Source organism: Janthinobacterium sp. BHSEK, assembly GCF_056174685.1.
This window is the reverse complement of sequence record NZ_JBWBYV010000071.1, coordinates 44,341-68,857: the sequence shown is the minus strand read 5'-3', so window position 1 is coordinate 68,857 and position 24,517 is coordinate 44,341. Positions and strand designations below refer to the sequence as shown.

Annotated in this window: 22 protein-coding genes and 1 other RNA gene; 17 read left to right on the top strand and 6 right to left on the bottom strand. The window is 62.9% G+C overall.

Annotated features, from left to right (window positions below; translation table 11 throughout):
* Nucleotides 1-142: 142 nt before the first annotated feature.
* From rpoH to AC0V2Y_RS22870, 5 genes are all read right to left on the bottom strand, one after another.
* Complete coding sequence (gene rpoH / locus AC0V2Y_RS22890) at nucleotides 143-1,036, bottom strand: RNA polymerase sigma factor RpoH (protein ID WP_070222520.1); 894 nt, start codon at nucleotides 1,034-1,036, stop codon at nucleotides 143-145.
* Nucleotides 1,037-1,458: 422 nt separating this feature from the next.
* A complete protein-coding gene (gene ftsX, locus AC0V2Y_RS22885; protein WP_070222518.1) occupies nucleotides 1,459-2,379 on the bottom strand; it encodes a permease-like cell division protein FtsX in 921 nt (306 codons plus the stop codon).
* Entirely contained in the window at nucleotides 2,376-3,119 is a 744-nt protein-coding gene (locus tag AC0V2Y_RS22880; RefSeq protein WP_475413874.1) for a cell division ATP-binding protein FtsE, read from the bottom strand. Before AC0V2Y_RS22880 ends, ftsX begins: the two co-directional genes overlap by 4 nt.
* 8 nt (nucleotides 3,120-3,127) lie before the next feature.
* Nucleotides 3,128-4,183: a signal recognition particle-docking protein FtsY gene (gene ftsY, locus AC0V2Y_RS22875; RefSeq protein WP_475413875.1), complete on the bottom strand. Its 1,056-nt coding sequence runs from the start codon at nucleotides 4,181-4,183 to the stop codon at nucleotides 3,128-3,130.
* A 164-nt stretch (nucleotides 4,184-4,347) separates the two neighbouring features.
* Nucleotides 4,348-5,289 (bottom strand): MerR family transcriptional regulator, encoded by a 942-nt coding sequence (locus AC0V2Y_RS22870; RefSeq protein ID WP_475413876.1) that lies wholly within the window; start codon nucleotides 5,287-5,289, stop codon nucleotides 4,348-4,350.
* A gap of 204 nt (nucleotides 5,290-5,493) precedes the next feature.
* Here AC0V2Y_RS22870 and AC0V2Y_RS22865 point away from each other — a divergent pair, with 204 nt between their 5' ends.
* From AC0V2Y_RS22865 to AC0V2Y_RS22820, 10 genes are all read left to right on the top strand, one after another.
* Complete coding sequence (locus tag AC0V2Y_RS22865) at nucleotides 5,494-6,804, top strand: NAD(P)/FAD-dependent oxidoreductase (RefSeq protein ID WP_475413877.1); 1,311 nt, start codon at nucleotides 5,494-5,496, stop codon at nucleotides 6,802-6,804.
* A complete protein-coding gene (locus AC0V2Y_RS22860) occupies nucleotides 6,794-7,591 on the top strand; it encodes a DUF1365 domain-containing protein (protein WP_475413878.1) in 798 nt (265 codons plus the stop codon). The genes AC0V2Y_RS22865 and AC0V2Y_RS22860 overlap by 11 nt, the downstream gene beginning before the upstream one ends.
* A complete protein-coding gene (locus AC0V2Y_RS22855) occupies nucleotides 7,588-8,829 on the top strand; it encodes a class I SAM-dependent methyltransferase (protein ID WP_475413879.1) in 1,242 nt (413 codons plus the stop codon). The genes AC0V2Y_RS22860 and AC0V2Y_RS22855 overlap by 4 nt, the downstream gene beginning before the upstream one ends.
* 2 nt (nucleotides 8,830-8,831) lie before the next feature.
* Nucleotides 8,832-9,380, top strand: a complete 549-nt coding sequence (locus tag AC0V2Y_RS22850) for a chalcone isomerase family protein (protein ID WP_475413880.1) — start codon at nucleotides 8,832-8,834, stop codon at nucleotides 9,378-9,380.
* Nucleotides 9,377-10,657 (top strand): MFS transporter, encoded by a 1,281-nt coding sequence (locus AC0V2Y_RS22845; protein WP_475413881.1) that lies wholly within the window; start codon nucleotides 9,377-9,379, stop codon nucleotides 10,655-10,657. The genes AC0V2Y_RS22850 and AC0V2Y_RS22845 overlap by 4 nt, the downstream gene beginning before the upstream one ends.
* Nucleotides 10,645-11,202, top strand: coding sequence for a DUF3833 domain-containing protein (locus AC0V2Y_RS22840; protein WP_475413882.1), 558 nt, complete (start codon nucleotides 10,645-10,647; stop codon nucleotides 11,200-11,202). Before AC0V2Y_RS22845 ends, AC0V2Y_RS22840 begins: the two co-directional genes overlap by 13 nt.
* Nucleotides 11,199-11,966 carry an SDR family NAD(P)-dependent oxidoreductase gene (locus AC0V2Y_RS22835; RefSeq protein WP_475413883.1) on the top strand — a complete coding sequence of 256 codons (768 nt, stop codon included), beginning with the start codon at nucleotides 11,199-11,201 and terminating at the stop codon, nucleotides 11,964-11,966. Before AC0V2Y_RS22840 ends, AC0V2Y_RS22835 begins: the two co-directional genes overlap by 4 nt.
* Nucleotides 11,963-12,403 carry a nuclear transport factor 2 family protein gene (locus tag AC0V2Y_RS22830; protein ID WP_475413884.1) on the top strand — a complete coding sequence of 147 codons (441 nt, stop codon included), beginning with the start codon at nucleotides 11,963-11,965 and terminating at the stop codon, nucleotides 12,401-12,403. The genes AC0V2Y_RS22835 and AC0V2Y_RS22830 overlap by 4 nt, the downstream gene beginning before the upstream one ends.
* 974 nt (nucleotides 12,404-13,377) lie before the next feature.
* Nucleotides 13,378-14,442, top strand: coding sequence for a porin (locus tag AC0V2Y_RS22825; RefSeq protein ID WP_475413885.1), 1,065 nt, complete (start codon nucleotides 13,378-13,380; stop codon nucleotides 14,440-14,442).
* Nucleotides 14,443-14,593: 151 nt separating this feature from the next.
* A complete protein-coding gene (locus tag AC0V2Y_RS22820) occupies nucleotides 14,594-15,133 on the top strand; it encodes a hypothetical protein (protein WP_475413886.1) in 540 nt (179 codons plus the stop codon).
* Nucleotides 15,134-15,206: 73 nt separating this feature from the next.
* On the opposite strand, the gene AC0V2Y_RS22815 is transcribed toward AC0V2Y_RS22820, so the two are convergent.
* Nucleotides 15,207-16,910: a thiamine pyrophosphate-binding protein gene (locus AC0V2Y_RS22815; protein WP_475413887.1), complete on the bottom strand. Its 1,704-nt coding sequence runs from the start codon at nucleotides 16,908-16,910 to the stop codon at nucleotides 15,207-15,209.
* A gap of 198 nt (nucleotides 16,911-17,108) precedes the next feature.
* Between AC0V2Y_RS22815 and rnpB the strand changes: the two genes are divergently transcribed.
* From rnpB to AC0V2Y_RS22780, 7 genes are all read left to right on the top strand, one after another.
* Nucleotides 17,109-17,448: RNase P RNA component class A (gene rnpB, locus AC0V2Y_RS22810), an RNA gene on the top strand.
* A gap of 661 nt (nucleotides 17,449-18,109) precedes the next feature.
* Nucleotides 18,110-18,538: a division/cell wall cluster transcriptional repressor MraZ gene (gene mraZ / locus AC0V2Y_RS22805; protein WP_034748899.1), complete on the top strand. Its 429-nt coding sequence runs from the start codon at nucleotides 18,110-18,112 to the stop codon at nucleotides 18,536-18,538.
* 9 nt (nucleotides 18,539-18,547) lie between these two features.
* Nucleotides 18,548-19,525, top strand: coding sequence for a 16S rRNA (cytosine(1402)-N(4))-methyltransferase RsmH (rsmH, locus tag AC0V2Y_RS22800; RefSeq protein WP_475413888.1), 978 nt, complete (start codon nucleotides 18,548-18,550; stop codon nucleotides 19,523-19,525).
* Nucleotides 19,522-19,791, top strand: coding sequence for a cell division protein FtsL (gene ftsL, locus AC0V2Y_RS22795; RefSeq protein WP_034748894.1), 270 nt, complete (start codon nucleotides 19,522-19,524; stop codon nucleotides 19,789-19,791). Before rsmH ends, ftsL begins: the two co-directional genes overlap by 4 nt.
* Nucleotides 19,791-21,569 (top strand): peptidoglycan D,D-transpeptidase FtsI family protein, encoded by a 1,779-nt coding sequence (locus AC0V2Y_RS22790; RefSeq protein WP_034748891.1) that lies wholly within the window; start codon nucleotides 19,791-19,793, stop codon nucleotides 21,567-21,569. The genes ftsL and AC0V2Y_RS22790 overlap by 1 nt, the downstream gene beginning before the upstream one ends.
* An 8-nt stretch (nucleotides 21,570-21,577) precedes the next feature.
* Nucleotides 21,578-23,086 (top strand): UDP-N-acetylmuramoyl-L-alanyl-D-glutamate--2,6-diaminopimelate ligase, encoded by a 1,509-nt coding sequence (locus AC0V2Y_RS22785; protein ID WP_475413889.1) that lies wholly within the window; start codon nucleotides 21,578-21,580, stop codon nucleotides 23,084-23,086.
* Nucleotides 23,086-24,516: a UDP-N-acetylmuramoyl-tripeptide--D-alanyl-D-alanine ligase gene (locus tag AC0V2Y_RS22780; protein ID WP_475413890.1), complete on the top strand. Its 1,431-nt coding sequence runs from the start codon at nucleotides 23,086-23,088 to the stop codon at nucleotides 24,514-24,516. Before AC0V2Y_RS22785 ends, AC0V2Y_RS22780 begins: the two co-directional genes overlap by 1 nt.
* The last annotated feature ends 1 nt before the right edge of the window (nucleotide 24,517 follow it).

Genomic DNA, 24,517 nt, shown 5'->3' with positions numbered 1-24,517 from the left:
GGACACGTACTTGGCAATTAAATAATGCCGCGGTGAGTGCATCTCGCTTGCTCATCGTCACGCCCTTGAAGCATAGCGTTCATAAAAAAATGCCGCTTCTTGTGACGCAGCGGCATTTTGAGCTTCAGGCGGCAGGCGCCGCTCAGACATACGCCGCCAGGGCGCCCTTCATTTTCTTCAGCGCCGCCACTTCGATCTGGCGGATGCGCTCGGCCGATACGCCGAACTCTTCCGCCAAGGCGTGCAGGGTGGCGCCGGAACCGTCGTCGTTGGCCAGCCAGCGCGCTTCGATGATGCGGCGCGAACGGGCATCGAGCTTGCTCAAGGCCGTTTCCAGGCCTTCCGATTGCAGGCGCGTCACTTGTTCCGCTTCCAGCACCTTGGTCGGCTCGCTTTGCTCCGACGACAGGTAGGCGATCGGCGAAAACTTGTCGTCTTCATCGTCGGTCGGCGATTCCAGCGCGATGTCGCGGCCGCTCAAGCGCGTTTCCATTTCGATCACTTCTTCGCGCTTCACGTCGAGCAGCTTGGCCAGCGCATCGATCTGCTTCGGCGTCATCGCGTCCAGGCCCGTCTTGTGGCTGCGCAGATTGAAGAACAGCTTGCGCTGCGCCTTCGTCGTCGCGACCTTGACCAGGCGCCAGTTTTTCAGGATGTACTCATGCATCTCGGCTTTCACCCAGTGCATGGCGTACGACACCAGGCGCACGCCCTGGTCCGGATCGAAACGTTTCACGGCTTTCATCAAGCCGATATTGCCTTCCTGAATCAGGTCGGCGTGCGGCAAGCCATAGCCCAGATAGCCGCGGGCAATCGAGACCACCAGGCGCAGGTGCGACAGCACCAGCTCTTGCGCGGCGGCCAGGTCATTTTTTTCGCGCAAGCGTTTCGCCAGCGAAATTTCTTCGTCGTGGGTCAACATGGGCAGACGGTTCACGGCCGAGATATAGGCGTCGATATTGCCCAGATTGCCAGTGAACCCGAGGCCCAGCGCATTACTTTTGGTCGGAACCAATGCGGATGTTGCGGACATCATAGTCATGTTTTCTCCCTCGTAGTCTTGCTGTGTTCCAGTTGGCCACATCACACGATGTGGCCCGATTGTCTGTTCTGTTTTGCGTATTCGGTCTTGCACTTTGCAGATCGCGGCACCATCTTCATCTGGCGTCCATGGCGGTTCTGCTGTTGGTATGTCCCTATATTAGCACTCTCTGCTTGAGAGTGCCAATCAGCACATTTAATCGTCCTGATAGCCTAAATACTATAGCGATTTAATGCTTGATATATATCTCTGAACAGCGATCTGAACAGCACTGCAGGCCGCTTCACGACAACATGGCTAGTCTACGGCCTCTGGCTGAAGCGAACCTTAAGAATACTTGCTTAATATCAAGATAACAGCAGATGGGGATGGTGAGGCGCATGGCGGCACCGCAGGCGCCGCCATGGAAAGGAAGGTCAGTTCAGGCGCGCCAGGTGGCGCTGCACGCAGAGGAAGGCGCCGATCAGGCCAAGGCCGGCGCTGACGGCCAGCAAGCCGGCCATCGGCAGCGGCGCCAGCGGCACCAGCTGGAATTCGGACGCGTACAGGCGCGCAAACTCGGCAATCGCGGTATTCAGCGGCTGCAAGGCCAGCGCCACGGCGCCCAGCGCCAGCGCGCCGGCGCACAGGCCCAGCAGGGCGCCCGTGTAATAGAAGGGGCGGTGGATGAAAGTATCGGTGGCGCCGATCAGTTTCGAGATGCTGATTTCATCGCGCTGCTGCATCACCTGCAGGCGGATGGTATTGAAGACCACGGCGATGACGGCCACGCCCAGGGTGATGGCCAGCAGCAGCAGCACCAGGCGCAGCACGCCCAGCAGGGCCGCCAGGCGCTTGACCCAGGCCGAATCGACTTGCGCCGATTCCACGCCGGGCAAGTGGCGCAATTGTTCCGCCACGGCATCGACGTCCTGCGCCTCGCTGGCGCTGCTGAAGGCGTCGAGTTTCAGTACATAGCTGTCGGGCAAGGGATTGTCGCCCAGGGTGCTCAGCACGTCGGCCAGGCCGTTCTTGTTCTTCAGCGTGTCGAGCGCCTGTTCGCGCGGGATAAAGACGATCTTCGCCTTTTGCTCGCCGACGATCTTGCGCATGGCGCTGGCCAGGGCCACGGCTTGCTCGCGCGGCGTGTCGATCTTCAGGAAAACGCTGATTTCCGGGTCGACCGACATCTGTTCCGACATGGGGCGCACATTGTCGAGCATGGTCAAGCCGGCGAACGGCAGCGACAGGGCGATGGCGACGACGAGCACGTTCAAGAGAAAGCCGCCTGGCGACTTGCGCAAGTGAATCAGCGCCGAACCGAGCGCGAAGCGGTGTTGGCGGAACCAGCCTCTCATGCCTGTTCTCCCTGCGCGTCGTCCGCATCGGGAGAGGGGGCGAAATCGGGATCGGGCGGGGCGAAGACGGGCGCCTGCGTGGCCTTGTCGATGGCGACCAGCTGGCCGTTCTTCAGGTGGATCACGCGGGCGGCGGCGTCGAGCATCTGTTCGTCATGGCTGGAAATGAGGCAGGTCACGCCCACCGAGTGGAATGCTTTGAGGGCGTCGAGCACCTTGTTGGCGCTGGCGCGGTCCAGGTTGGCCGTCGGTTCGTCGGCCAGGATGATCTGCGGCCGGTTGACGATGGCGCGCGCGATCGAGACGCGCTGCTGCTCGCCGCCCGACAGCGACAGCGGGCGCGCCATGGCACGGTCCAGCAGTCCCACCTTGTCGAGCGCGGCGCGCGCGCGCTGCTCGGCCGCCACTTTGTGCGCGCCGACGACGAGCAGCGGCAGCATGACGTTGGCCAGGATGGAGCGGTCGTTCAGCAGTTTTTGCTGCTGGAAGATCAGGCCCATGTTGCGGCGCAGAAAGGGCACGCCGGCCGGCTTGATCTTCGCCATGTCCTGGCCATTGACGATCAGCTTGCCCGACGTGGGCCGTTCCATGGCGGCGATCATCTTCAGCAAGGTGGACTTGCCGGCGCCGGACGGGCCGGCCAGGAAGACCAGCTCGCCTTTGGCAATATTGAGCGAAATGTCGCTGAGCGCCACGGCGTCGGCGGAGTATTGCTTGGAGACGTGCTGAAATTCAATCATGTATGGGCTTATCCGAGCAGCGCTTCGACAAATTCGGCAGCCACGAAGGGCTGCAAGTCCTCAATTTTCTCACCGATGCCGATGAAATACACGGGCACGGGGCGCACGCGGGCAATCGCCGCCAGCACGCCGCCCTTGGCGGTGCCGTCCAGCTTGGTGATCACCAGGCCGCTCAATTGCAGGGCATCGTCGAAGGCCTTCACTTGCGTGAGGGCATTCTGGCCCGTGTTGCCGTCGATGACGAGCAGGGTTTCATGCGGCGCGCCCTCCATGCCCTTGCCGATCACGCGCTTGATTTTCTTCAATTCTTCCATCAGGTGTAACTGCGTCGGCAAGCGGCCGGCCGTGTCGACCATGACCACATCGATGCCGCGCGCCTTTGCCGATTGCACGGAATCGTAGGCCACGGCGGCCGGGTCACCCGATTCCTGCGAAATGACGGTGACGTTGTTGCGCTCGCCCCAGACCATCAGCTGCTCGCGCGCGGCGGCGCGGAAGGTGTCGCCCGCGGCCAGCAGCACGGACTGGTTGTTCGACTGCATGTGCTTGGCCAGCTTGCCGATGGTGGTGGTCTTGCCGGCGCCATTCACGCCGGAAATCATCATCACCAGCGGCTTGTGGCGGCCCAGCTCGAAGCGTTTTTCCAGCGGGCTCAGTAGCTCGATCAGCAGCACTTTCAGGGCGGCCTTGACGGCGGCCGCGTCCAGCAGCTTGTCTTCCTTGACCTTTTTCTTCAATTCCGTGAGCAGGAATTCGGTGGCGTCGATGCCGGCGTCGGACATCAGCAGCGCCGCTTCCAGCTCTTCGTACAGGGCGTCGTCGATCTTCGCGCCGACGAACAGCACGGATAAAGTGGTCGAGGTTTTCGATAGGCCCGCCTTCAGGCGCGTCATCCACGATTTTTTCTCGGGTTCGGCGGCCACGATCACGGGCACGAGCTCGGCCGGCGCGCCGCTCAGGGGCGCAGCGGCAGGCTGCGGTGCAGGCGGCGTGGCGGGAAGGACGAGGGGCTCGGCTGGCGCAGCCTCGGGAGCGATGGGTTTTTTCTTGAAGAAACTAAACATGGATGTGTGGTGGCGGGTGCTGACCTAAGGCCCGGCGGCGCCGGACACTGTGTTACGGGCTATTCTACCAGAGCGCGCCCGGCCCTTCATGCTTTACTGTTCGATTGGCAACATTGCGCGGCTATCCACGGAGATCGCCGCAGTTGCCGCGCTTTCCAGCCGGATCAATGGGTTTGCAGGGCCAGTGCCTGGCGGCGGCGGCGCCAGTCGGCGATGCTTTCGTCGACTTGCCGCAAGTCCAGCACATGCAGGAAGGAGGGCGGCTGCTTGTACAGCACGGGACTGCGTCCGCCGGCCCACAATTCCATCCCTGGTGGCAAGCTTGCATGCAGCTGCTGCAGGCTGTCGCGCGTCTGCCGCTGCTTGCTGGCGCTGGAAAACGACAGCGCCACGATGTCGGCCCGCTGCGCGCGGGCGGCCGCGACGATGTCCGTCAGCGGCGTTTCCACCCCCAATGACATGCAATGGGCGCCCGCCGCCGCGCACAGCGCCTCGGCCATCAGCAGGCCCAGGCCATGCCGCTCCTGCGGCAAGGTGCTGAGGACGATGCGCGGCGTGCGCATGGACGGGCTGCTTGCTTGCGGCAGGGAAAAGATGGCATGGCGCATCACCGTCTGCAAGGTTTCGCTGTACAGATGCTCTTCATACACGGCCAGTTCGCCGCAGGCCCACGCTTCGCCCACCAGGCCCGTCAGGGGCGCGATGACGTCGATGGTGAAGCTTTTCAAGCCCAGCACGGCCAGCGCCTGGCGCAGGGCCTCACCCAGTTCCGCCATCTGGTGGCCACGGCAGAGGGACAGGTAATGCTCGAGCTGCGGTGCCGGCGCCGCCGGCGCCGCGCTGCCGGCACTGGCCAGCTGCTGCAGTTGCACGGTGCTGTGCTGCATGATCTTGCCCGGGCGAAAGCCGAGGTCCAGCAGGCGCTTGACCATGCGCAATTTCTGCACTTGCTCGGCCGGGTAGCTGCGCTCGCCAAAGGCGTCGCGCTGGGGCTGGGGAAAGGCGTAGCGGCGTTCCCAGACACGCAAGGTTTCCTTGGCCAGCCCGGTGTCGCGTTCGACATCGCTGATGCTGAAGGCGGAAGTAGGTTGCAGGTCAGTATCCATACCAGGGGGCTTTGCTCGCTTGCGGAAGAACGTGGCATGCATTTTACGCCTTCCGCCGCCCCGGACCAAATCGCTGAATCCGATTGGAAATTGCTTGCGTATAAGTTTATGTGCGGCTGAGAGCGCTCATTGACATAAATCAATATTTCATCGATTATCCATGAGGCTCATTTTGTCCAGGACAAACTTAATACAGGTGTACTCATGAAAATTGCCGTCGTCGGAGCAGGAATTGCAGGATTGTCGTGTGCCTATCGCCTGGCGCAGGCGGGCCAGGACGTCACCTTGTATGAAGCGGGCGACTACTTTGGCGGCCACAGTCACACGGTCGATGTCACGCTCGATGGCGTCACGCATGGCGTCGACACGGGTTTTCTCGTGTTCAACCACGCCACCTATCCGCACCTGGTGCGGCTGTTTGAGGAACTCGGTGTCGAGGCGGCCGACAGCGACATGTCGTTTTCCGTGAAGATGCCTCTGGGTACTGCCCCCGATGCCCGCGTGCTGGAATGGGCGGGCGCCAATTTCGATACCGTATTCACCCAGCGCAGCAATCTGCTGCGCCCCGCCTTCCTGCGCATGCTGCGCGATATCCTGCGCTTCAACCGCCAGGCCAGCGCCCTGGCCACGGCCAGCGTGCCGGCGCCGGCCATGTCGCTGGGCGAATTCCTCGACCTGCACGGTTATGGCGAGGAATTCCGCCACTGGTATCTGCTGCCGATGGCCGCCTGCATCTGGTCGTGCCCGGCGCGTCAGATGCTGGCCTTTCCGCTGGCCACCTTCATCCGTTTTTGCCACAACCACGGCTTGCTGCAAGTGAGCGACCGGCCCCAGTGGCGCACGGTGCGGGGCGGTTCGCGCGTGTACGTGGAGAAACTGCTGGCAGGCATTCCGCAGCAGCGCCTGGCCTGTCCCGTGCTGGCCGTGCGCCGCCAGCCCCACGGCGGCGCGCGCATGATCGAGCTGCAGACGGCCGCTGGCGTCGAGCACGCCGATCACGTGGTGCTCGCTTGCCACAGCGACCAGTCGCTGGCGCTGCTGGCGGACATCCGCGACGATGAGCGCTCCGTGCTCGAAGCCGTGCGCTACCAGCCGAACCGGGCCGTGCTGCACACGGATGCGTCCTGCCTGCCGTGGCGCCGCCGCGCCTGGTCGGCCTGGAATTACCAGGGCAGGCCGGCCGAAGAAGGGGAGGCGCCGCAAGTGTGCGTGCATTATTTGCTGAACCAGTTGCAGCCTTTGCCCTTCACCACGCCCGTCATCGTTTCGCTCAATCCCCTCGATGAACCGGACCCGGCATCCATCCTCGACGAGTTTTCGTATGCCCACCCCGTGTTCGATGGCGCGGCCATTGCCGCCCAGGCACGCCTGGCCGGTTTTCAGGGCGCGCAACATACGTGGTTCGCGGGCGCCTGGACGGGCTATGGTTTCCACGAGGACGGCTTGAAGTCGGGCCTGGCCGTGGCGCAAGTGCTCAATGACATGGCGGCGGCGGAGCTTGGCCATGCCGCGTGATCCCACGCAGCCGGCCCGGCCGCAGCCCCAGCTGTGCCTGGGGCGGGTGCGCCATGCGCGCCTGCGCCCGCGCGCGCATGCCTTTGCTTACGGCATGTTTTATCTGCGCCTGCCCTTGCGCAGCATGGGGATGCAGGATTTCCCGGCACGCTGGATCTCGCGCAACGGCGCCAATGTGCTGTCCTTCCGCGACAGCGACCATGGCGATGGCGCGACGCCGCTGCTGGACTGGATCGATGGCTTGCTGCGCCAGCATGGCGTGCTGGACGCGGGCGGCGAAATCTGGCTGCAAACCATGCCGCGTCTGTTCGGCTATGTCTTCAATCCCGTCAGTTTCTGGTTTTGCCACCGTCCGGACGGCGCGCTGCGCGCCGTGGTCTGCGACGTGCGCAACACCTTCGGCGAGCGCCACCTGTATTTGCTCGAGCAGGGCGGCCCCATCGCCTATGGCAGCGAATTGCAGGCCAGCAAAATTTTCCATGTCTCGCCGTTTTGCAAGGTGGAAGGCCATTACCGCTTCCGTTTCCTGCGCAACAGCGACCAGAGCGGCGAGCGCCACCTGGCCCGGGTCGATTACGACGACCTCGACGGTCCTGTTTTGCAGACGAGCTTGTCCGGTACGGCGCAGCCGCTGCGCGATGGCGCCATCGCCTGGGCCCTGCTGCGCTACCCATTGATGACGTTTGGCGTGATGGCGCGCATCCATTGGCAAGCCTTGCGCCTGTGGCTGCGCCGCGTGCCGTTTTTCAGCAAACCCCACCCTCCACAAGAAAAGGTGTCCCGATGAGCTCCGATTCCCTGCCGACCGGCCTGCATGCGCGCAGCAGTTCCACCCATTTGCATGGGCATGTGCATCTGGATATGCCCGCTTCCGCGCGCATGATCGTGCGCCTGCTGCAAAAATTACAATATGGCGCGCTGCGCCTGCGCACGCCGGACGGCAGCATCTTGCTGTACGGCGATGGCAGCCATCCCGTCACCCTGGACTTGCACAACTGGCGCCTGTGCGCGGCCGTCCTGCGCTCGGGCGACATCGGCTTTGCGGAAACGTTTATCGCCGGCGACTGGCGCACGGATAATTTGCCGGGCTTGATCGAGTTGATGATACGCAACCGCGCGCAGATCGAGTCCTTGATCTATGGCAACTGGTGGGGCAACCTGGCCTATAAGCTGCGGCATTTGCTCAACCGCAATTCGCGCGCCGGCAGCAAGAAGAATATCCACGCCCATTACGACATCGGCAACGCCTTCTATCAGCTGTGGCTGGACCCGTCGATGACGTATTCGAGCGCCCTGTTCAGCGAGGGCGCCAGCCTGGAACAGGCGCAAGGGGCGAAATACGCGCGCATCGCGGATCAGCTGCAGCTGCCGCCAGGCGCCAAGGTGCTGGAAATCGGCTGCGGCTGGGGTGGCTTTGCGGAAACGGCGGCGCGCGATTACGGCGCCCACGTGACGGGGCTGACCTTGTCGACCGAGCAGCTGGCGTATGCGCGCCAGCGCCTGCGGGACGCGGGGCTGGCGGCGCAGGCCGACTTGCAGCTGTGCGATTACCGCGACAGTGATGGCCAGTACGACGCCATCGCCTCGATCGAGATGTTCGAAGCCGTGGGGCAAAGCTATTGGCCCGGCTATTTTGAATGCGTGGCGCGCAACCTGAAGCCGGGCGGACGGGCCTGTATCCAGACCATCGTCATCGCCGACGACTTGTTCGAGCGCTACAGCAAGAGCACGGATTTCATCCAGCAGTACATCTTCCCGGGCGGCATGCTGCCGTCGCCGGCCGAGTTTCGCCGCGCCGCCGAGGCGCAGGGCTTGCGCGTGGTGGACGCCTTCCGCTTTGGCCTCGATTACGCGGAAACCCTGCGCCAGTGGCGCGCCAGCTTCCTGGCCCAGCGCACGGCCCTGGAAAAACAGGGTTTCGATGGCCGTTTCCTGCTGACCTGGGAGTTTTACCTCGCGTATTGCGAGGCCGCCTTCCAGGCGCACAACACGGATGTGATGCAATTTACCCTGGTGAAGGACTGACCATGCGCCGCCTGCTTGCCACCGTTGTGCTGTCATTGACCATGTTGGGCGCCGCGGCCGCGCCGCCGGCCTTTGTCGCTGCCGACGTGCCCGAAGCCCGGCTGGCGGGGGAGGGCGAATACACGTGGTTCGGCATGCGTATTTATCGGGCGCAATTGTGGGTGGGCGCGAACGGTTATCAGGGCGCGGCGTCGGCAACGGCGCCTTTCGTGCTGGAATTGCGCTACGCGCGTTCGCTCGATGGCAAGAAGATCGCAGAAGCCAGCTATGAACAGATGCAGAAAATCGGCGCCGGCACGCCGGAGCAGCGCCTGGCGTGGCTGGCCACCATGCAGCGCATCTTCCCGGATGTGAAGGAAGGCCAGCGCATCGCGGGCGCCTACCGGGCCGGCATCGCGCCCGGCGTGCGCTTTTACCTCGACGGCAAGGTGCTGGCCGATGTGAGCGATGGCGATTTCGCGCGCGCGTTTTTTGCCATCTGGCTGGCGCCCGAATCGACGGCGCCCAAGCTGCGCGCGGCCTTGCTGCAGAGTGCGGCGCCGCTGCCATGAACGCCGGGGCCAGCGCGTTGAGCTTGCCTGCCCTGTTCAGTTATGGCCTGTTCGGCTTGCCGCTGGCCATGCTGGCGCTGCCCATCTATATCTATGTGGCGCCGTTCTATGCGCAGCGCAGCAGTCTAGACCTGGCGCAGATCGGCGCCGTGCTGCTGGCGGCCCGCATCGCCGCCGCCTTCATCGACCCTGCCCTGGGCGCCTGGATGGCGCGCGGCGGGCGCGCGTATGCCGTGTATGTCGGCGCCGCGCTGCCCTTGCTGCTGCTGGGCTTTGGCGCCCTGTTCCATCCGCCGTCCATGCAGGAGGCGGCCACCCTGGCCTGGTTCCTGGCCGCCTTGCTGCTCGTGTATGCCGCCTATGGCCTGGCCGGCATCGCGCACCAGAGCTGGGGCGCGGCGCTCACCCAGGCGCCCACGCAGCGGGCGCGCGTGGCGGCCGTGCGCGAAGGCTGCGGCTTGCTCGGCGTGATCCTGGCGGCCGGGCTGACTTCCGTGCTTGGTTATGACGGCTTGTCGCTGGCCTTTGCCTTCTGCCTGCTGGCGGCGGGTGCGCTGCTGCTGGCGCGCGCGCCGCGTCCCGTTGTGCGCAGTGCCGGGGAAGCGGTTTCCGGCAATGGCTGGAAGCTGCCGTTTCGCCAGCGCGCGTTCCGCTGGCTGTTCACTGTTTTGCTCGTCAATGGCGTGGCGGCCGCCATTCCCGCCACCCTGTTCCTGTTCTTTGCCGGCGACTACTTGCGCCTGGGCCATTACGCGGGGCCGTTCCTGATCGTCTATTTTTGCTCGGCGGCCGCCTCGATGCCCGGGTGGGTGGCCCTGGCGCGCCGCTTTGGCGAGGCGCGCGCCTGGGGCGGCGCCATGCTGCTGGCGGCGGCCGTGTTTGTCTGGGCATATGGCCTGGGCGCCGGCGCCGCCTGGGGCTTTGCCGCCATCTGCCTGCTGTCGGGCCTGGCGCTGGGCGCCGACCTGGCCTTGCCGCCGGCCCTGCTGGCAGGGTTGATCGGCGCGGCCGGTCATGCCGGGCGGCACGAGGCGGCGTATTTCGGCTGGTGGAACTGGGGCGTGCAAATGAGCCTGGCGCTGGCGGCCGGCATCGCCTTGCCCCTGCTGGGCTGGCTCGGCTATGTGCCGGGCGGCAGCAAAGGCTTGCCGGCCTTGTCTGCCGCGTACGCCTTGCTGCCTTGCGCCTTGAAACTGCTGGCGGCGCTGCTGCTGTGGCGGACGCCCTTGCAACATATATATAGCGAACATCGGGAGAACCACGCATGCGCCTCATGACATTGTATGCACGCGGCATGGCGGCCGCCTTGCTGCTGGCGCTGGCCGCCTGCTCCACGCCGCCCACGCCTGCCACGTACGCGCAGGAAACACCCAAGCTGGATCTGCAGCAGTACTTCAACGGCACGCTGGACGCGCATGGCATCTTCCAGGACCGCTCCGGCAAGGTCGTGAAACGCTTCACCGTCGTGATGCGGGCCAGCTGGGCGGGCGAGATCGGCACCCTGGACGAGGATTTCACGTATGCGGATGGTAGCCGGCAACGGCGCGTGTGGACCTTGCGCAAGACGGCGCCCGGACGCTTTATCGGCACGGCGCCCGACGTGATCGGGGAAGCCGTCGGCGAAGTGGCCGGCAATGCGCTGCGCTGGCAATACGTGCTGGCGTTGCCCGTCGATGGCACGGTCTACCACGTCGACTTCGAGGACTGGATGTTCCTGATGGATGACAAGGTCATGCTCAACCGCGCCGCCATGAGCAAGTTCGGCTTCAGCCTGGGCGCCGTCACTTTATCGTTCAGCAAGCGTCCACAGGCGGCCCCATGAATCGCAAGATCACCAGCTGGGCCGGCAAGCGCGTGTGGATCATCGGCGCGTCGAGCGGCATCGGCGCCGCCTGTGCCACCTTGCTGCTGCAGCAGGGCGCCTGCGTGGCCCTGTCGGCCCGCCACCGCGCCAGCCTGGAGCAACTGTGCGAGGGACAGCCGCTGGCGCAGGCCTTGCCGCTCGATATCACCCAGCATGCGCAAGTGCGGGCCGTCTGCGTGGCATTGCAGCAGCAGTGGACGCATATCGACCTGATCCTGGTCGTGGCGGGCGGCTATCAGGCCATGCGCGCCGACAGTTTCGACCTGGAAGCGGCGCAGGGCTTGCTGGCCCTGAACGTGGGCGGCGTCTTCAATTGCCTGGAGCAGGCCCTGCCGTGGCTGTTGCGCCAGGGCAGCGGCGGCATCGGCATCGTCGGCTCGGTGGCCGGCTATGGCGGCTTGCCCAAGGCGCTCGCGTATGGCGCCAGCAAGGCGGCGCTGATCAATCTGACGGAATCGCTGTATCTGGATTTGCATGGGCGGGGGATTGACGTGTATCAAATCAACCCTGGTTTTGTCGCCACGCCGCTGACGGCGGGCAACGATTTCACCATGCCTGCGCTGATGACGGCGCAGGACGCGGCCGCCGCCATGCTCGACGGCATCGAACGGGGCCAGTTCCACATCCATTTCCCCAAACGCTTCACGAATACCATGCGCCTGGCGCGGCTGTTGCCGTACCGCGCCTATTTTTGGCTGATCCGCAAGGTGACGGGCCTATGAACGCAACCATGGACGACGGCCCGCTGGCGCGCCTGGTGGCGTTTTACGAGCACCTGAGCCTGGAAAGCCTGGCCCAGCTGGGCGCCGTGTACGCGCCGGACGCCCGCTTCAAGGACCCGTTCAACGAAGTGGTGGGCCATGCCGCCATCCTGGCCATCTTCGAGCATATGTTCGTGCAAGTCGATGCGCCCCGGTTTGTCGTGCTGGAAAGCCTGGGGCAGGGGGAGCAGGCGTTCCTGACATGGGAGTTTCATTTCCGCATGAAACGCCTGGTATCTGGCGAACAGTGCATTCGTGGCGCAACGCATGTGCGCTTCGATGCGCAGGGACGGGTGGTCGTGCACCGCGATTATTGGGATGCGGCGGAAGAATTGTATGAAAAACTGCCGTTGCTGGGCCCTTTCATGCGCCTGCTCCGGCGCGCAAGCCGGAACTAGCATTTTTTCTTGATGCTTTTAAGCAAAAAATGCGAAAAAGAAAAAGTAAATTGTGCGGAATGGGGCTGACGAAAACTTGATTTCAATCAAAGTGTCGTTTTTTGGACACAAATATGTCAAAATATTGAGAAGGCAACATTGTAAGAAATTGTTTCAACTGATGTGCAATTTGCAAGCAAGAGTCGTCCTCATCCGTTCAAATCGGCGCGCTGCGGCGTTGGCTGGAAAACATGGAAAACATTTCTATGTGAGCAATTTAAATTACCGGAAAGTCAGTAATTGTATTGTCACTCTGCCTATTTTCCTGACGCGCGCGCCGACGTCGAAAATGGCGCCTACGCCCCTGAATAATGCGGCAACGCACCAAAAGCGGGCGCATGAATTCCCGTTTTTGGGCGTTCGGCAGCAAACATTGGCGATGCCGTGTATGCTTCGTCCCGTTTATCCATTATCGCCTGACAAATTGTGCGCTTTGTCGCGTAAATATTCGAGGGAAAATGATGGGTAAAGCATGTTGACGTTTTAATCACTCGCCTGATACTGTTGCACTAATACAACGGGTGCCAGCATGCCATGCGCTATGATGGAATGGTCAATCAGGCCAATGCATTGGTTGGCAAGGGGCACTGGCTCTGTCGCGTAGTACGGTTGGCGATGGTCGGGATGCCTGAAAAAGCCCCCGGCCTGGTACCGGAAGTAACATGTTGGAACTTGATGGAATGTGAAACGGTCGTTATAGTGCCGCTTCCGGTGCCCTTTGAGCACCGAACCGGCGCACGAATGACGGTCGTTATGCAGCCTTCAAGCTTATCGGTGCAATAGCGTGCCGATACCGATATGAATGTTCCCCTGACCGGAACAGCAATGTGGCAGGTGGAGACCTTGCCCTCACTCATAAAAAGCGCTCTGTTAGAGCGCAGCTCGAGATGCATAGGCTGTATTACTTTTTGCTTCAAAAATTAAAGGAAATCGCAATGAAAAAAACTCTGATCACCCTGGCAGTTCTGGCAGCAGCCACTGGCGTAGCCCAAGCTCAATCGAGCGTTGTTATCTACGGTACCGTTGACGCTGGTTTCGTCAGCGAGCGCGGCGGTGTTAACGGCAACGTTAACAAACTGGACAGCGGCATTGCTTCGGCTTCCCGTATCGGCTTCAAAGGCACCGAAGATCTGGGCAGCGGCCTGTCGGCTCTGTTCGTTCTGGAATCGGGCTTCGGCGTTGACAACGGTCAACAAGACGTTGCAGGTACCTTGTTCAATCGTCAAGCTTACGTTGGTCTGAGCAGCAAAACGACCGGTACCCTGACCCTGGGTCGTCAATACACCCCTTGGTACAACACCCTGTCGAAAGTTGCTGATCCATTCGCAGCTGGCTACGCTGGTTCCGCTAAAAACTTGTTCCCAGCGAACACCCGCACCAGCAACACCGTGCTGTACACCTCGCCAAACTTCAACGGCTTTGACGCTGACGTGGCTTACACCTTCGGCGAAAACGCTGAGTCGAACAAAATCGGCCGCAAAATCGGCGCGTCGGCTGGCTACTCGAACGGTCCTCTGAACGCTCGTATCGCTTACAACAACACCAGCAACGACACCGCGCTGACCGAAACCGGCAGCGGCCGTAACTACCTGGCTGCAGCTAACTACGACTTCGCAGTTGCAAAAGCTTACGTCGCTTATGGCGTGAACAAAGGCAACAACAGCGCCATCCGCAACAACGGCAATGTGAACGCGTTTAACTACACTTCGGCTGGCTACAGCACCGACAGCAACAACATCCTGGTCGGCGCAACCGTACCTGTTGGCCCAGCTGGCACCGTAATGGCTTCGTTCATCCGCACGAACGACAAAACCAACGCCAATGCTGACGCTGATCAATGGGCACTGGGCTACTCGTACGCTCTGTCGAAGCGCACCAGCACCTACGCTTCGTACGCTAAAATCAAGAACAAAAACAACGCTGGCTACACCGTTGGTAACAACAGCAATGTTGGTACGGGCGACAAAGCCTTCAACGTTGGCGTTCGTCACTCGTTCTAATATTCGCGCAAGCGAAGCTTAGTACCGCTGCCGGCATCCCTTCGGGGATGCTGATAGGCAAGGAAACGCGTCTCCAGGCTAGTCCTGGCGGCGCGTTTTTGCATTGGCGGCGCCAGTTATAATGGCGCCGTTACTCAAGTAAAGGAATGCCATGTATCCATTCACCTCGCCGCGCCTGGCCGCCATGCTGGCCGCGCTGCTGCTCGCTGGCGCTACGGGCGCCGCTGTCGCTGCCGTCAAGGGCAAGAAGGCGGCCGGACTGGAGCGCTACGGCGTGGCCGTCTACTCCGACCTGTGCCTGCAGAAGGATAGCGGTGAAATCGGCGGCCAGCGCGTCACCCTGCACCGTTTTGCCGAAGCCGATTCCGTCATCTATGAATTCACGGCCGGCGCCCTGAGCTGGCCCATCGTGGCCAGCGACGTCAACCTGGACGCCGCCACGGGGGCCTTCGACTTCACCATCGCCGGCGCCGACAGCGAAGAGCGCACCATCGTCGGCAAGTTTTCCAAAGATGGCCAGACCCTGACCCTGGAAGGCGATTACTGCGGCGGCAACGTGCGCATGCCGATGAAACTGAGCCGCGTGCGCGATTTCGGCCGTCCCCTGAAAAACTGCACGCCATGCCCGCCGATGCCGGAAGCGCCGGCGCAGGCGCCAGCGCAGGACAGCGCCGAGGCACCCGCCGCCTGACGCGGTTGTGACTTGCACATGAAAAAGGCCCGGTATCGACCGGGCCTTTGTTATTGCTCGCTAGGCAAGAGGCCTATTGGGCCGCCTGCGCCTTTTCCGCATTCGCGCGGATGGTGGCGAGCGTCGCGTTCGGCGTGATCAGGTTGCCGTCATAGCGCAGCTCGATCAGGGCCGGCAAGTTGTGCGCCCTGGCGTGCGCCAGCGCCCGCTGCAGGGCAGGGGCGAACTCTTCCGTCGTATTCACCACTGCGCCATGCGCGCCGTATGCCTGCGCCAGCGCCGCAAAATCCGGGTTGTGCAGGGTCGTGCCCGAGACGCGGCCCGGGTAGTCGCGCTCCTGGTGCATGCGGATGGTGCCGAACATCTGGTTATTGAAGACGATGATGACGACGCCCGCCTGGTATTGCACGGCCGTGGCCAGTTCCTGGCCATTCATCATGTATTCGCCATCACCGGCGAACGTGATCACGGTGCGCTCCGGATGCACGATCTTCGCCGCCACGCCCGACGGCACGCCGTAGCCCATGGCGCCATTCGTCGGCGCCAGTTGCGTGCGCATGCCGCCGTAGCGATAAAAACGGTGCGCCCACGAGGCGTAATTGCCGGCGCCGTTCGTCAGGATGGTGTCAGCGGGGGCCTGCGCCATGATCTCTTGCGTGACTTGCCACAGATCCAGCGGCGCCTGGCCATCCTGGAAGATGGGCGGGCGCTCCTGGTAGGCGGCCAGCTCGGCTTTGGCTTCGGCCGGCGTATGTTTCCATGCGGAAGCATCGACGGGGGCCATCGTGGCCAGCATGGCGCACACCTGCGGCATGCCGCTGTTGATCATCAGCTCGGCCTGGTAGACGCTGCCCAGTTCCTCGGCATCCGTATGGATGTGCACCAGGCGCTGGCGCGGCACGGGCGACTCGAACAGGGTGTAGCCGCCCGTCGTCATTTCGCCCAGGCGCGGGCCGATGGCGATGACCAGGTCGGCATTTTTCACGCGCGCGGCCAGTTTCGGGTTGATGCCGATGCCGACGTCGCCGATGTAGTTCGGGTGTGCATTGTCGAGCAAGTCCTGGAAGCGGAAGGCGCAGGCGACGGGCAGGTGATTGCTTTCCGCGAACTGCTGCAGGTCGGCGCACGCTTGCGGCGTCCAAGTGGTGCCCCCGAGCAAGACCAGCGGCTGCTTCGCCGTCGCCAGCATGGCGCGCAGCTGCTGCAGCTGGGCATCCGATGGCGCTGCCTGCACGGCTTGGTAGGCGCGCGTGTCGGCGACAGTCGCCATGGAAATGAGCATGTCTTCCGGCAATGCCAGCACGACGGGGCCGGGGCGCCCGCTGGTGGCGACCTGGAAGGCGCGCGCCAGGTATTCGGGGATGCGCTCGGCGCGGTCGATCTGCGCCACCCACTTGGCCATCTGGCCGTACATGCGGCGGTAGTCGATTTCCTGGAACGCTTCGCGGTCGATGAAATCATTGCCCACCTGGCCGATGAACAGGATCATCGGCGTGGAGTCCTGGTAGGCCGTGTGCACGCCGATCGAGGCGTTGGTGGCGCCCGGTCCCCGCGTGACGAAGCAGATGCCCGGCTTGCCCGTCAGCTTGCCGTAGGCTTCGGCCATGAAGGCGGCGCCGCCTTCCTGGCGGTTGATGATGAAACGGATGCCCGAGTCGTGCAGGGCGTCGAGCACGTCGAGGTAGCTTTCGCCAGGCACGCCAAAGGCGGTGTCGACACCGTGGATCTGCAGGGCATCGACCAGGATCTGGCCGCCGGTACGGGATTGTTGCGTCATGTTCGGCTCTTTATATTCTAGTGGGTGGCAAAGAAATGGGGCAAGCGGTGCGCATGCGCTTGCATGCAAGCAGCTTGCCCCATTCTATGTGAGCCGATTTGGCCCGGCTTTTGAAATGGCGACACCGAATTACACAATCCCTCGACGGCCACGCCGCGCTTTTGCAGAAACATGCTGCGGCGCGGTACAATGGCGGGTGAAGCAGGCCAGACAGTCGCTGGCCGGCGCAGCAATGCGCTGGCGGGAGGAAGGTCCGGACTCCATAGAGCGGGGTGACGGTTAACGGCCGTCCGCTGAAAGCCGCAAGGTATAAGGCGAGGAATAGGGCCACAGAGACGAGCGTATTAAGTTACGGTGAAACGCGGTAACCTCCACCTGGTGCAATTTCAAATAGGCACGCGATGATGCTGCTCGCGGAGCGTGCGGGTAGAAAGCTTGAGCGCCCGAGTAATCTGGCGCCTAGAGGAATGACTGTCATAGCGCCGACCTGCAAGGGAAGGCGCCGTAACAAAATCCGGCCTACCGGCCTGCTTCACTTGAATTCCTGCTCCCTGGCTCGCCAGGGAGCGTCTCGGCCGCAGCGGTTTTCACGCTGCACGCCGCGCCAAAAGCCCCCGCAACGGGGCTTTTTTTGTTTCTAAAAATATAGTGCTTGAGATAAAGTTGTATATACAACTAAAGATGGACAATTGGTTAAAGTTTCCGGCTTTCAATTAATTGCTGCATTGCAAAAATAGTTTTCCCGTGTCAGGCCAGGCCCGGAAAACAGGGCCGGTACGCGCCATGGGCGATTATTTTTTGCTTTAAACCAAGTCTTTCGCTGCGGCTGGCTACCGTTGTGCCTGGATGACGAAAGTATTGTCATGTGTCAACTAACTGTAAAAAATTCAATTTTTCGATTTCGTTTTTTTCGATGTTTACGGTAGGAAAACACATGTGTGCAGATGAGGTAGCACATTCACTATCTTTCATAAGTATCTAATTTATCGATATATTTTTATTTGAGACTCCTTCAACGATATGCGCTAAGTCCTTAATTTCATTAATAAAATTCCTGTTTTGCCAATCGGAAACCGCTTGACCACTATCTTTGCTTCCTCTAAAGTGGGCAACTGTGTGAAAAAGTGTGTTTTTGTGGGAAATTTTCCCTTTTCATCGCGATGCGCAAGCGTCGCAACCCAAGCTCAAAAAGGTCTTCCGTGTTTCAAGGCGCGTCCGCAATCAATCTCGATGCCAAAGGCAGGATGTCTATCCCTGCCAAGCACCGTGACGCGCTGGCGATCCAATGCGAAGGCCGTTTGACCCTGACCAAACACCCCGATGGCTGCCTGCTGTTTTTCCCCCGTCCCGTGTGGGAAAGCCACCGCCAGCAAATCGCCGCCTGGCCCATGTCGGCGCGCGCTTGGCAGCGCATCTTCCTCGGCAACGCCGTCGACGTCGAGCTGGACTCGGCGGGCCGCGTGCTGATCTCGCCCGAATTGCGCAACGCCGTCGGACTGGCGCGCGAAGTCATGATGATCGGCATGGGCAGCCACTTTGAAATATGGGATGCCGCCAAGTTGGCCGACAAAGAACAGCAGGCGATCGATGCCGGCACCCCCGATGTACTTTCCAATTTTTCTTTCTAAGGCTCCGTAATGACACAACTCACGGTGCCGGAATTTCAGCATCGCACGGTGCTGCTCGATGAGGCGGTCGATGCGCTCGACCTGACGGGCGACCGCGCGCACGGCATTTACGTCGACGGCACGTTTGGCCGCGGCGGGCATAGCCGCCTGATCCTGTCGCGCCTGGCCGATGACGCGCGCCTGATCGGCTTCGACAAGGACTTGCAAGCCATCGCCACGGCTGAACAGATCGGCGACCCTCGTTTTGAAATCGTCCATGACAGCTTTGCCACCATGACGGCCAGCCTGGCCGAACGCGGCGTGCGGCAGGTGGACGGCATCCTGCTCGACCTGGGCATCTCGTCGCCGCAGGTCGACGACGCGGCGCGCGGTTTCAGCTTCCGTAACGACGGACCGCTGGACATGCGCATGGATACCACGCGCGGCATTTCCGCGGCCGAGTGGCTGGCGGTGGAAACCGAGCAGAATTTAGAGAAAGTGATACGCGATTATGGGGAAGAACGGTTTGCTTTTCAGATTGCAAAGGCGATTGTTGCTGGCCGGGCAGTCCAGCCAATTTCAAGCACACGACAGCTTGCCGGCATCGTGGCAGGCGCCGTCAAGACCCGCGAGAAGGGTAAGGACCCCGCTACCCGCACCTTTCAGGCAATCCGCATTTTCATTAACAAAGAGCTCGAGGATCTCGAGATCGGTCTGAACCAGGCATATGCCTGCCTGGCGCCCGGCGCGCGCATGGCCGTGATCAGTTTTCATTCGCTGGAAGACCGCATGGTCAAGCGCTTCTTCGCCTCGAAGGCGAACGTGGAGCAGCCTGACCGCCGCCTGCCGATCCGCGCGGTGGACTTGCCGCAGCCGGAAATGAAGCTGATTTCGAAAATGAAGCCGTCCGATGCCGAGATCGAGGGCAATCCCCGTTCGCGTTCGGCCGTGATGCGCGTGGCGCAGCGCCTGCCGCTGGCCGCGCCTGCGAACGGCGGCGCCCGATGACTGGCAAGCTGTGTGTCGTGCTGTCGGCCCTGCTGGTGTGCTGCGGTCTGTCGCTGGTGAACGCGCAGTACCAGTCGCGCCACCTGCTGATCGACCTGGAACGCGCGCAAGCGCTGTCGCGCCAGCTCGACATCGACTGGGCGCAACTGCAGCTGGACCAGTCCACTTTGGGCAAGCATGAACGCATCGAATCGATCGCGCGGCGCGACCTGAGCATGACGCCGCTGACGGCGGCGCGTACGCAATACCTGACGGAGGGCGAATAATGAAGTTGGGCGGCAATAGCAACGGCCGGGTGGCGGCATCGAAAGGCGTGCCATTCTCGAAGAACCCCGTACTGGCGGTGCGTCTGCCCGTCTGGCGTTCGCGCGTCGTGCTGTTCCTGCTGTTCTTCGCTTTCGCCGGCCTGGGCGCACGCGCCCTGTGGCTGCAGGGCGTGTCGACGCAGTTTCTGCAAAAGCAGGGCAAGGCGCGCTATGAACGCACGCTGGAATTGCCCGCCACGCGCGGCAAGATCACCGACCGTAACGGCCAGGTGCTCGCTTCGTCCGTCCCCGTGAAAGCCATCTGGGCCATTCCCGACGACGTGCTGCAGGCGTCTCCCGAGAAAATCAATGCGCTGGCCGGTCTGCTGGAAATGAACGTCAACGAATTGCGCAAGAAGCTCGATTCGGACCGCAGCTTCGTTTACCTGAAGCGCCAGGTCGAGATGGACGTGGCCGACAAGATTTCCAAGCTGGGCATCGACGGCATCGACGAGCGCAAGGAGTACAAGCGCTTCTACCCACAGGGTGAAGTGATGACCCACGTGGTGGGCTTTACCAACGTGGAAGACGTGGGCCAGGAAAGCATGGAGCTGGCGCAGCAGAAAACCCTCGTCGGCACCACCGGCAGCCGCCGCGTGATCAAGGACCGCCTGGGCCACATCGTCGAAGACATCGGCTTCATCCACGAACCGCATGACGGCAAGGACCTGACCCTGTCCGTCGACAGCAAGATCCAGTACATCGCCTTCACGCAGCTGAAGGAAGCGGTGGAGAAATTCAATGCCAAGGCCGGCGGCGCCGTGGTGCTCGACGTGCACACGGGCGAAGTGCTGGCCCTGGCCAATTACCCCAGCTACGACCCGAACGACCGCCGCAAGCTCACCGGCCAGCAGCTGCGCAACCGCGTCATGACCGATACTTTTGAGCCCGGTTCGACCCTGAAACCGATCACGGTCTCGCTGGCGCTCGACACGGGCCGCGTCAAGCCGGGTACGCTGATCGACACGGGCCCGGGCCGCTATACCATCGCCGACCGCACGATCACCGACACCAAGCCGCACGGCGTGATCAATGTCTCCGAAATCATCGAGATGTCGTCGAACATCGGCACCTCGAAGATCGCGCTGGGCATGCCGTCGCAGGAAATGTGGGAAATGTTTACCAAGGTCGGCTTCGGCCAGCAGCCGAAATGGGGCTTCCCCGGCGCCGTGGCCGGCCGCGTGCGTCCGTATAAATCGTGGCGCCCGGTGGAACAGGCGACCATGAGCTACGGTAACGGCATTTCCGTGTCGCTGATCCAGCTGGCGCGCTCTTATATGATGTTCGCGCGCGACGGCGACACGATTCCCCTGTCGTTCCAGAAGGTCAATGAACTGCCCGTGGGCCAGCAGGTGATCAAGCCGAAGACGGCCGCCGAAATGCGCGCCATGCTCGAGCTGGTGGTCTCCGGCGCGCACGGCTCGGCCAAGCGCGCCCAGGTCGCCGGCTACCGCGTGGGCGGCAAGACGGGTACCGCCTATAAGGTGGAAAACGGCCGCTATGCGATGCCGCGCAAATACATCGGCTCTTTCGTGGGCATGGTGCCGATGTCGGCGCCGCGCTTCATCATTGCCGTGATGATCGATGAACCGACCGGCCCGGCCCACTACGGCGGCCAGGTCGCCGCTCCCGCTTTCGCGGCGATTGCGACCAACGCGCTGCGCGCGATGAACGTACCGCCCGATTCCTCCGTTACCGAAATCGTGGTCCCGGCCAATGCCGGCCCGGAGGCCATGTGAAGTCACTCATGACCATACAAGACATCAGTTTGTGGATCAAAGCGGCTGCCCCGTCCGGGCAGCTGACGTCCGATTCGCGCCGCGTGCAGCGCGGCGACGTGTTTTTCGCCTATGCGGGCGCCACCGATTTCATCGCCGCCGCCATCGGGCAGGGCGCCGCCGCCATCGTGCATGACGCCGTGGAATGGAACGCCGCATGGAGCGTGCCGCACCTGCTGGTCAGCGACCTGAAACGCCTGGCCGGCCCCGTGGCGCATGCTTTCTACGACATGCCCGATCGCGCCATGTTCAGCGCCGGCGTGACGGGCACGAATGGCAAGACATCGTGCGCGCTCTGGCTGGCGCAAGCCCTGGCGCGCCTGGGCGAGCCATCGTCCGTCATCGGGACTCTGGGCGTGGGCCTGTGCAAGCCGCGCGGCGCCATCGAATTCGACGTCACCGGCTACACCACGCCGGACGCCGTGCTGCTGGCGCGCAAACTGGCCGCCATGCGCGATGCAGGCGCCAAGGCCGTCGCCATCGAAGTGTCGTCGATCGGCCTGGACCAGGACCGCGCGGCCGGCATGCACTTCGACGTCGCCATGTTTACCAATCTGACGCGCGACCACCTCGACTACCATGGCGACATGGCGGCCTACGAGGCGGCCAAGGTCAAGCTGTTCGACTGGCCCGGCCTGAAAACGGCCGTCATCAACCTGGACGACCCGATGGGCCTGCGCCTGGCGGCGCACGTGGACGGCAAGCTGGCCGGCGAATATCCCGTCATCGGCTATACCTTGCAGGATGCGGCGGCCTTGCCCGACTTGCCTGGCGTGCTGATGCTGCGCGCCAGCCAGTTCCGCAGCCGCAATGCCGGCACCGACTTCCACCTGGAATGCGCGCTGGGCGTGGCGCTGGTCAAGACGCAGCTGGTGGGCCACTTCAACATCAGCAACGCGCTGGCCGTGCTGGGCGCCTTGCTGGCGCACGGTACCGGCCTGCGCGCCGCCATCGACGGCATCGAATCCTTGCAGCCGGCCCCGGGCCGCATGCAGCAGGTGGGCGGCCAGGAAGCGCCGATGGTCGTCATCGATTACGCGCATACGCCGGACGCGCTGGAAAAGACCCTGGCCGCCCTGCGCCAGGTGGCGCAGGAGCGGGGTGGCCAGCTGTGGTGCGTGTTCGGCTGCGGCGGTGACCGCGATCCGGGCAAGCGCCCGCAGATGGGTGCCATCGCGCAGCTGGCCGATCACGTGCTCGTCACCAGCGACAATCCGCGCAGCGAAGATCCGCACGCCATCATCGCGCAGATCGTCGCCGGCATGCGCGCAGACGGTCCGCAGCCGCAGGCCATTGAAGACCGCGCCGCCGCCATCCTGTCGGCCATCAAGCACGCCGCCAAGCCGGACGTGATCCTGTTGGCGGGCAAGGGCCATGAGCCGTACCAGGAAATCAAGGGCAAGAAAATGCCGTTCTCCGACGCCGACCATGCGCAGCTGGCTCTGTCCGCGCGCCTGACCATGATGAGGACGAACTGATGCGCGGCACCCTGACAGAACTGATGCCGTCGCTGCACGGCGCGCAGCTGATTGGTGACGCCGCTTTTGACGGCGTCTCCACCGACAGCCGCAGCGCCCAGGCCGGTTCGCTCTTCGTCGCCCTGCGCGGCGAGAGTTTCGACGCCCACGACTTCCTTGAACAGGTGGCCGCCAGCGGCGTCGCCGCCGTGGTGGTCGAGCGCCTGCCCGCAGGCTGGGACAGCGGCAAGGTAGCGGCCATCGTGGTGCCCGATACCCTGGCCGCGCTGGGCCGCATCGCCAATTTCTGGCGCGGCCGTTTCAATATGCCCGTCATCGGCGTCACTGGCAGCAATGGCAAGACCACCGTCAAGGAGATGATTGCATCGATCCTGGCGGCGGCCTTTGGCGAAGAGGCGCGCCTGGCCACGCGCGGCAACCTGAATAACGAGATCGGCGTGCCATTGACCCTGTTCCGCCTGAATGAAGAACACAAGGCGGCCGTCATCGAGATGGGCATGAACCATCCGGGAGAAATCGCGCGCCTGGCCGCGATTGCCGCGCCGACCCTGGCGATGGTCAACAATGCGCAGCGCGAGCACCAGGAATTCATGCATACGGTCGAAGCGGTGGCGCGCGAAAACGGCGCCGCGCTGGCGGCATTGGCCGGCGACGGCGTGGCCGTCTTCCCGCATGGCGACGAATTCACGCCCTTGTGGCGCGAGCTGGCCGGCGCGCGCGCCGCCATCACCTTCGGCCTGTCGAAGGACGCCGACGTGAGCTGCACGCACCGCGCGGCCGAGGATTTCGGCAGCGACCTGTTCGTCAGCGTGCGCGCGCAGGACGGCGCCTTGCGCCAGTTCTTCGTCGGCCTGCAGGCGGCGGGCGAACACAATGTGCGCAATGCGCTGGCCGCTGTGGCATGCGCCGTGGGCGCCGGCATCGCCATCGAACATATCAAGCAGGGCCTGGAGGCGTTCGCGCCCGTGAACGGCCGCCTGCAGAAAAAACGTGCCGCCAACGGCGCCACCATCATCGACGACACGTATAACGCCAATCCGGATTCGGCGCGCGCGGCCATCGATGTACTGGCGCAGGCCGCGGCACCACGCATCCTGGTGCTGGGCGAGATGGGCGAAGTCGGCACGCAGGGGCAGCAGTTCCACGAAGAGATCGGCGCCTACGCCGCCGCCAAAGGCATCGAACACGTGCTGGCGACGGGCGGCCTGGCGCGCCATCTGGTGAGTGCGGCGCAGGCAGCCGCCAGCCAGGAATCGGGCACGGTCGTGGAGTATTTCGAACAGTTCGACGGTTTGCTGGCGGCGCTCGATGCGCATTTGTCCGGCCGTTCGGATGCAACAGTATTAATCAAGGGCTCCCGCTTCATGAAGATGGAACGGGCCGTGCAGCATTTGATTGGTTCAAACAACAATAACAAGGAAGCTCACTAAT

Coding starts and splice junctions, on each gene's coding strand:
- AC0V2Y_RS22850 (WP_475413880.1), top strand. CDS start 8,832: ATGCGCCGCCTGCTTGCCACCGTTGTGCTGTCATTGACCATGTTGGGC.
- ftsL (WP_034748894.1), top strand. CDS start 19,522: ATGACTGGCAAGCTGTGTGTCGTGCTGTCGGCCCTGCTGGTGTGCTGC.
- AC0V2Y_RS22820 (WP_475413886.1), top strand. CDS start 14,594: ATGTATCCATTCACCTCGCCGCGCCTGGCCGCCATGCTGGCCGCGCTG.
- ftsY (WP_475413875.1), bottom strand. CDS start 4,183: ATGTTTAGTTTCTTCAAGAAAAAACCCATCGCTCCCGAGGCTGCGCCA.
- AC0V2Y_RS22830 (WP_475413884.1), top strand. CDS start 11,963: ATGAACGCAACCATGGACGACGGCCCGCTGGCGCGCCTGGTGGCGTTT.
- AC0V2Y_RS22780 (WP_475413890.1), top strand. CDS start 23,086: ATGCGCGGCACCCTGACAGAACTGATGCCGTCGCTGCACGGCGCGCAG.
- AC0V2Y_RS22815 (WP_475413887.1), bottom strand. CDS start 16,910: ATGACGCAACAATCCCGTACCGGCGGCCAGATCCTGGTCGATGCCCTG.
- AC0V2Y_RS22835 (WP_475413883.1), top strand. CDS start 11,199: ATGAATCGCAAGATCACCAGCTGGGCCGGCAAGCGCGTGTGGATCATC.
- AC0V2Y_RS22845 (WP_475413881.1), top strand. CDS start 9,377: ATGAACGCCGGGGCCAGCGCGTTGAGCTTGCCTGCCCTGTTCAGTTAT.
- AC0V2Y_RS22785 (WP_475413889.1), top strand. CDS start 21,578: ATGACCATACAAGACATCAGTTTGTGGATCAAAGCGGCTGCCCCGTCC.
- AC0V2Y_RS22855 (WP_475413879.1), top strand. CDS start 7,588: ATGAGCTCCGATTCCCTGCCGACCGGCCTGCATGCGCGCAGCAGTTCC.
- AC0V2Y_RS22880 (WP_475413874.1), bottom strand. CDS start 3,119: ATGATTGAATTTCAGCACGTCTCCAAGCAATACTCCGCCGACGCCGTG.
- AC0V2Y_RS22860 (WP_475413878.1), top strand. CDS start 6,794: ATGCCGCGTGATCCCACGCAGCCGGCCCGGCCGCAGCCCCAGCTGTGC.
- AC0V2Y_RS22790 (WP_034748891.1), top strand. CDS start 19,791: ATGAAGTTGGGCGGCAATAGCAACGGCCGGGTGGCGGCATCGAAAGGC.
- rsmH (WP_475413888.1), top strand. CDS start 18,548: ATGACACAACTCACGGTGCCGGAATTTCAGCATCGCACGGTGCTGCTC.
- AC0V2Y_RS22840 (WP_475413882.1), top strand. CDS start 10,645: ATGCGCCTCATGACATTGTATGCACGCGGCATGGCGGCCGCCTTGCTG.
- AC0V2Y_RS22825 (WP_475413885.1), top strand. CDS start 13,378: ATGAAAAAAACTCTGATCACCCTGGCAGTTCTGGCAGCAGCCACTGGC.
- rpoH (WP_070222520.1), bottom strand. CDS start 1,036: ATGATGTCCGCAACATCCGCATTGGTTCCGACCAAAAGTAATGCGCTG.
- AC0V2Y_RS22865 (WP_475413877.1), top strand. CDS start 5,494: ATGAAAATTGCCGTCGTCGGAGCAGGAATTGCAGGATTGTCGTGTGCC.
- ftsX (WP_070222518.1), bottom strand. CDS start 2,379: ATGAGAGGCTGGTTCCGCCAACACCGCTTCGCGCTCGGTTCGGCGCTG.
- AC0V2Y_RS22870 (WP_475413876.1), bottom strand. CDS start 5,289: ATGGATACTGACCTGCAACCTACTTCCGCCTTCAGCATCAGCGATGTC.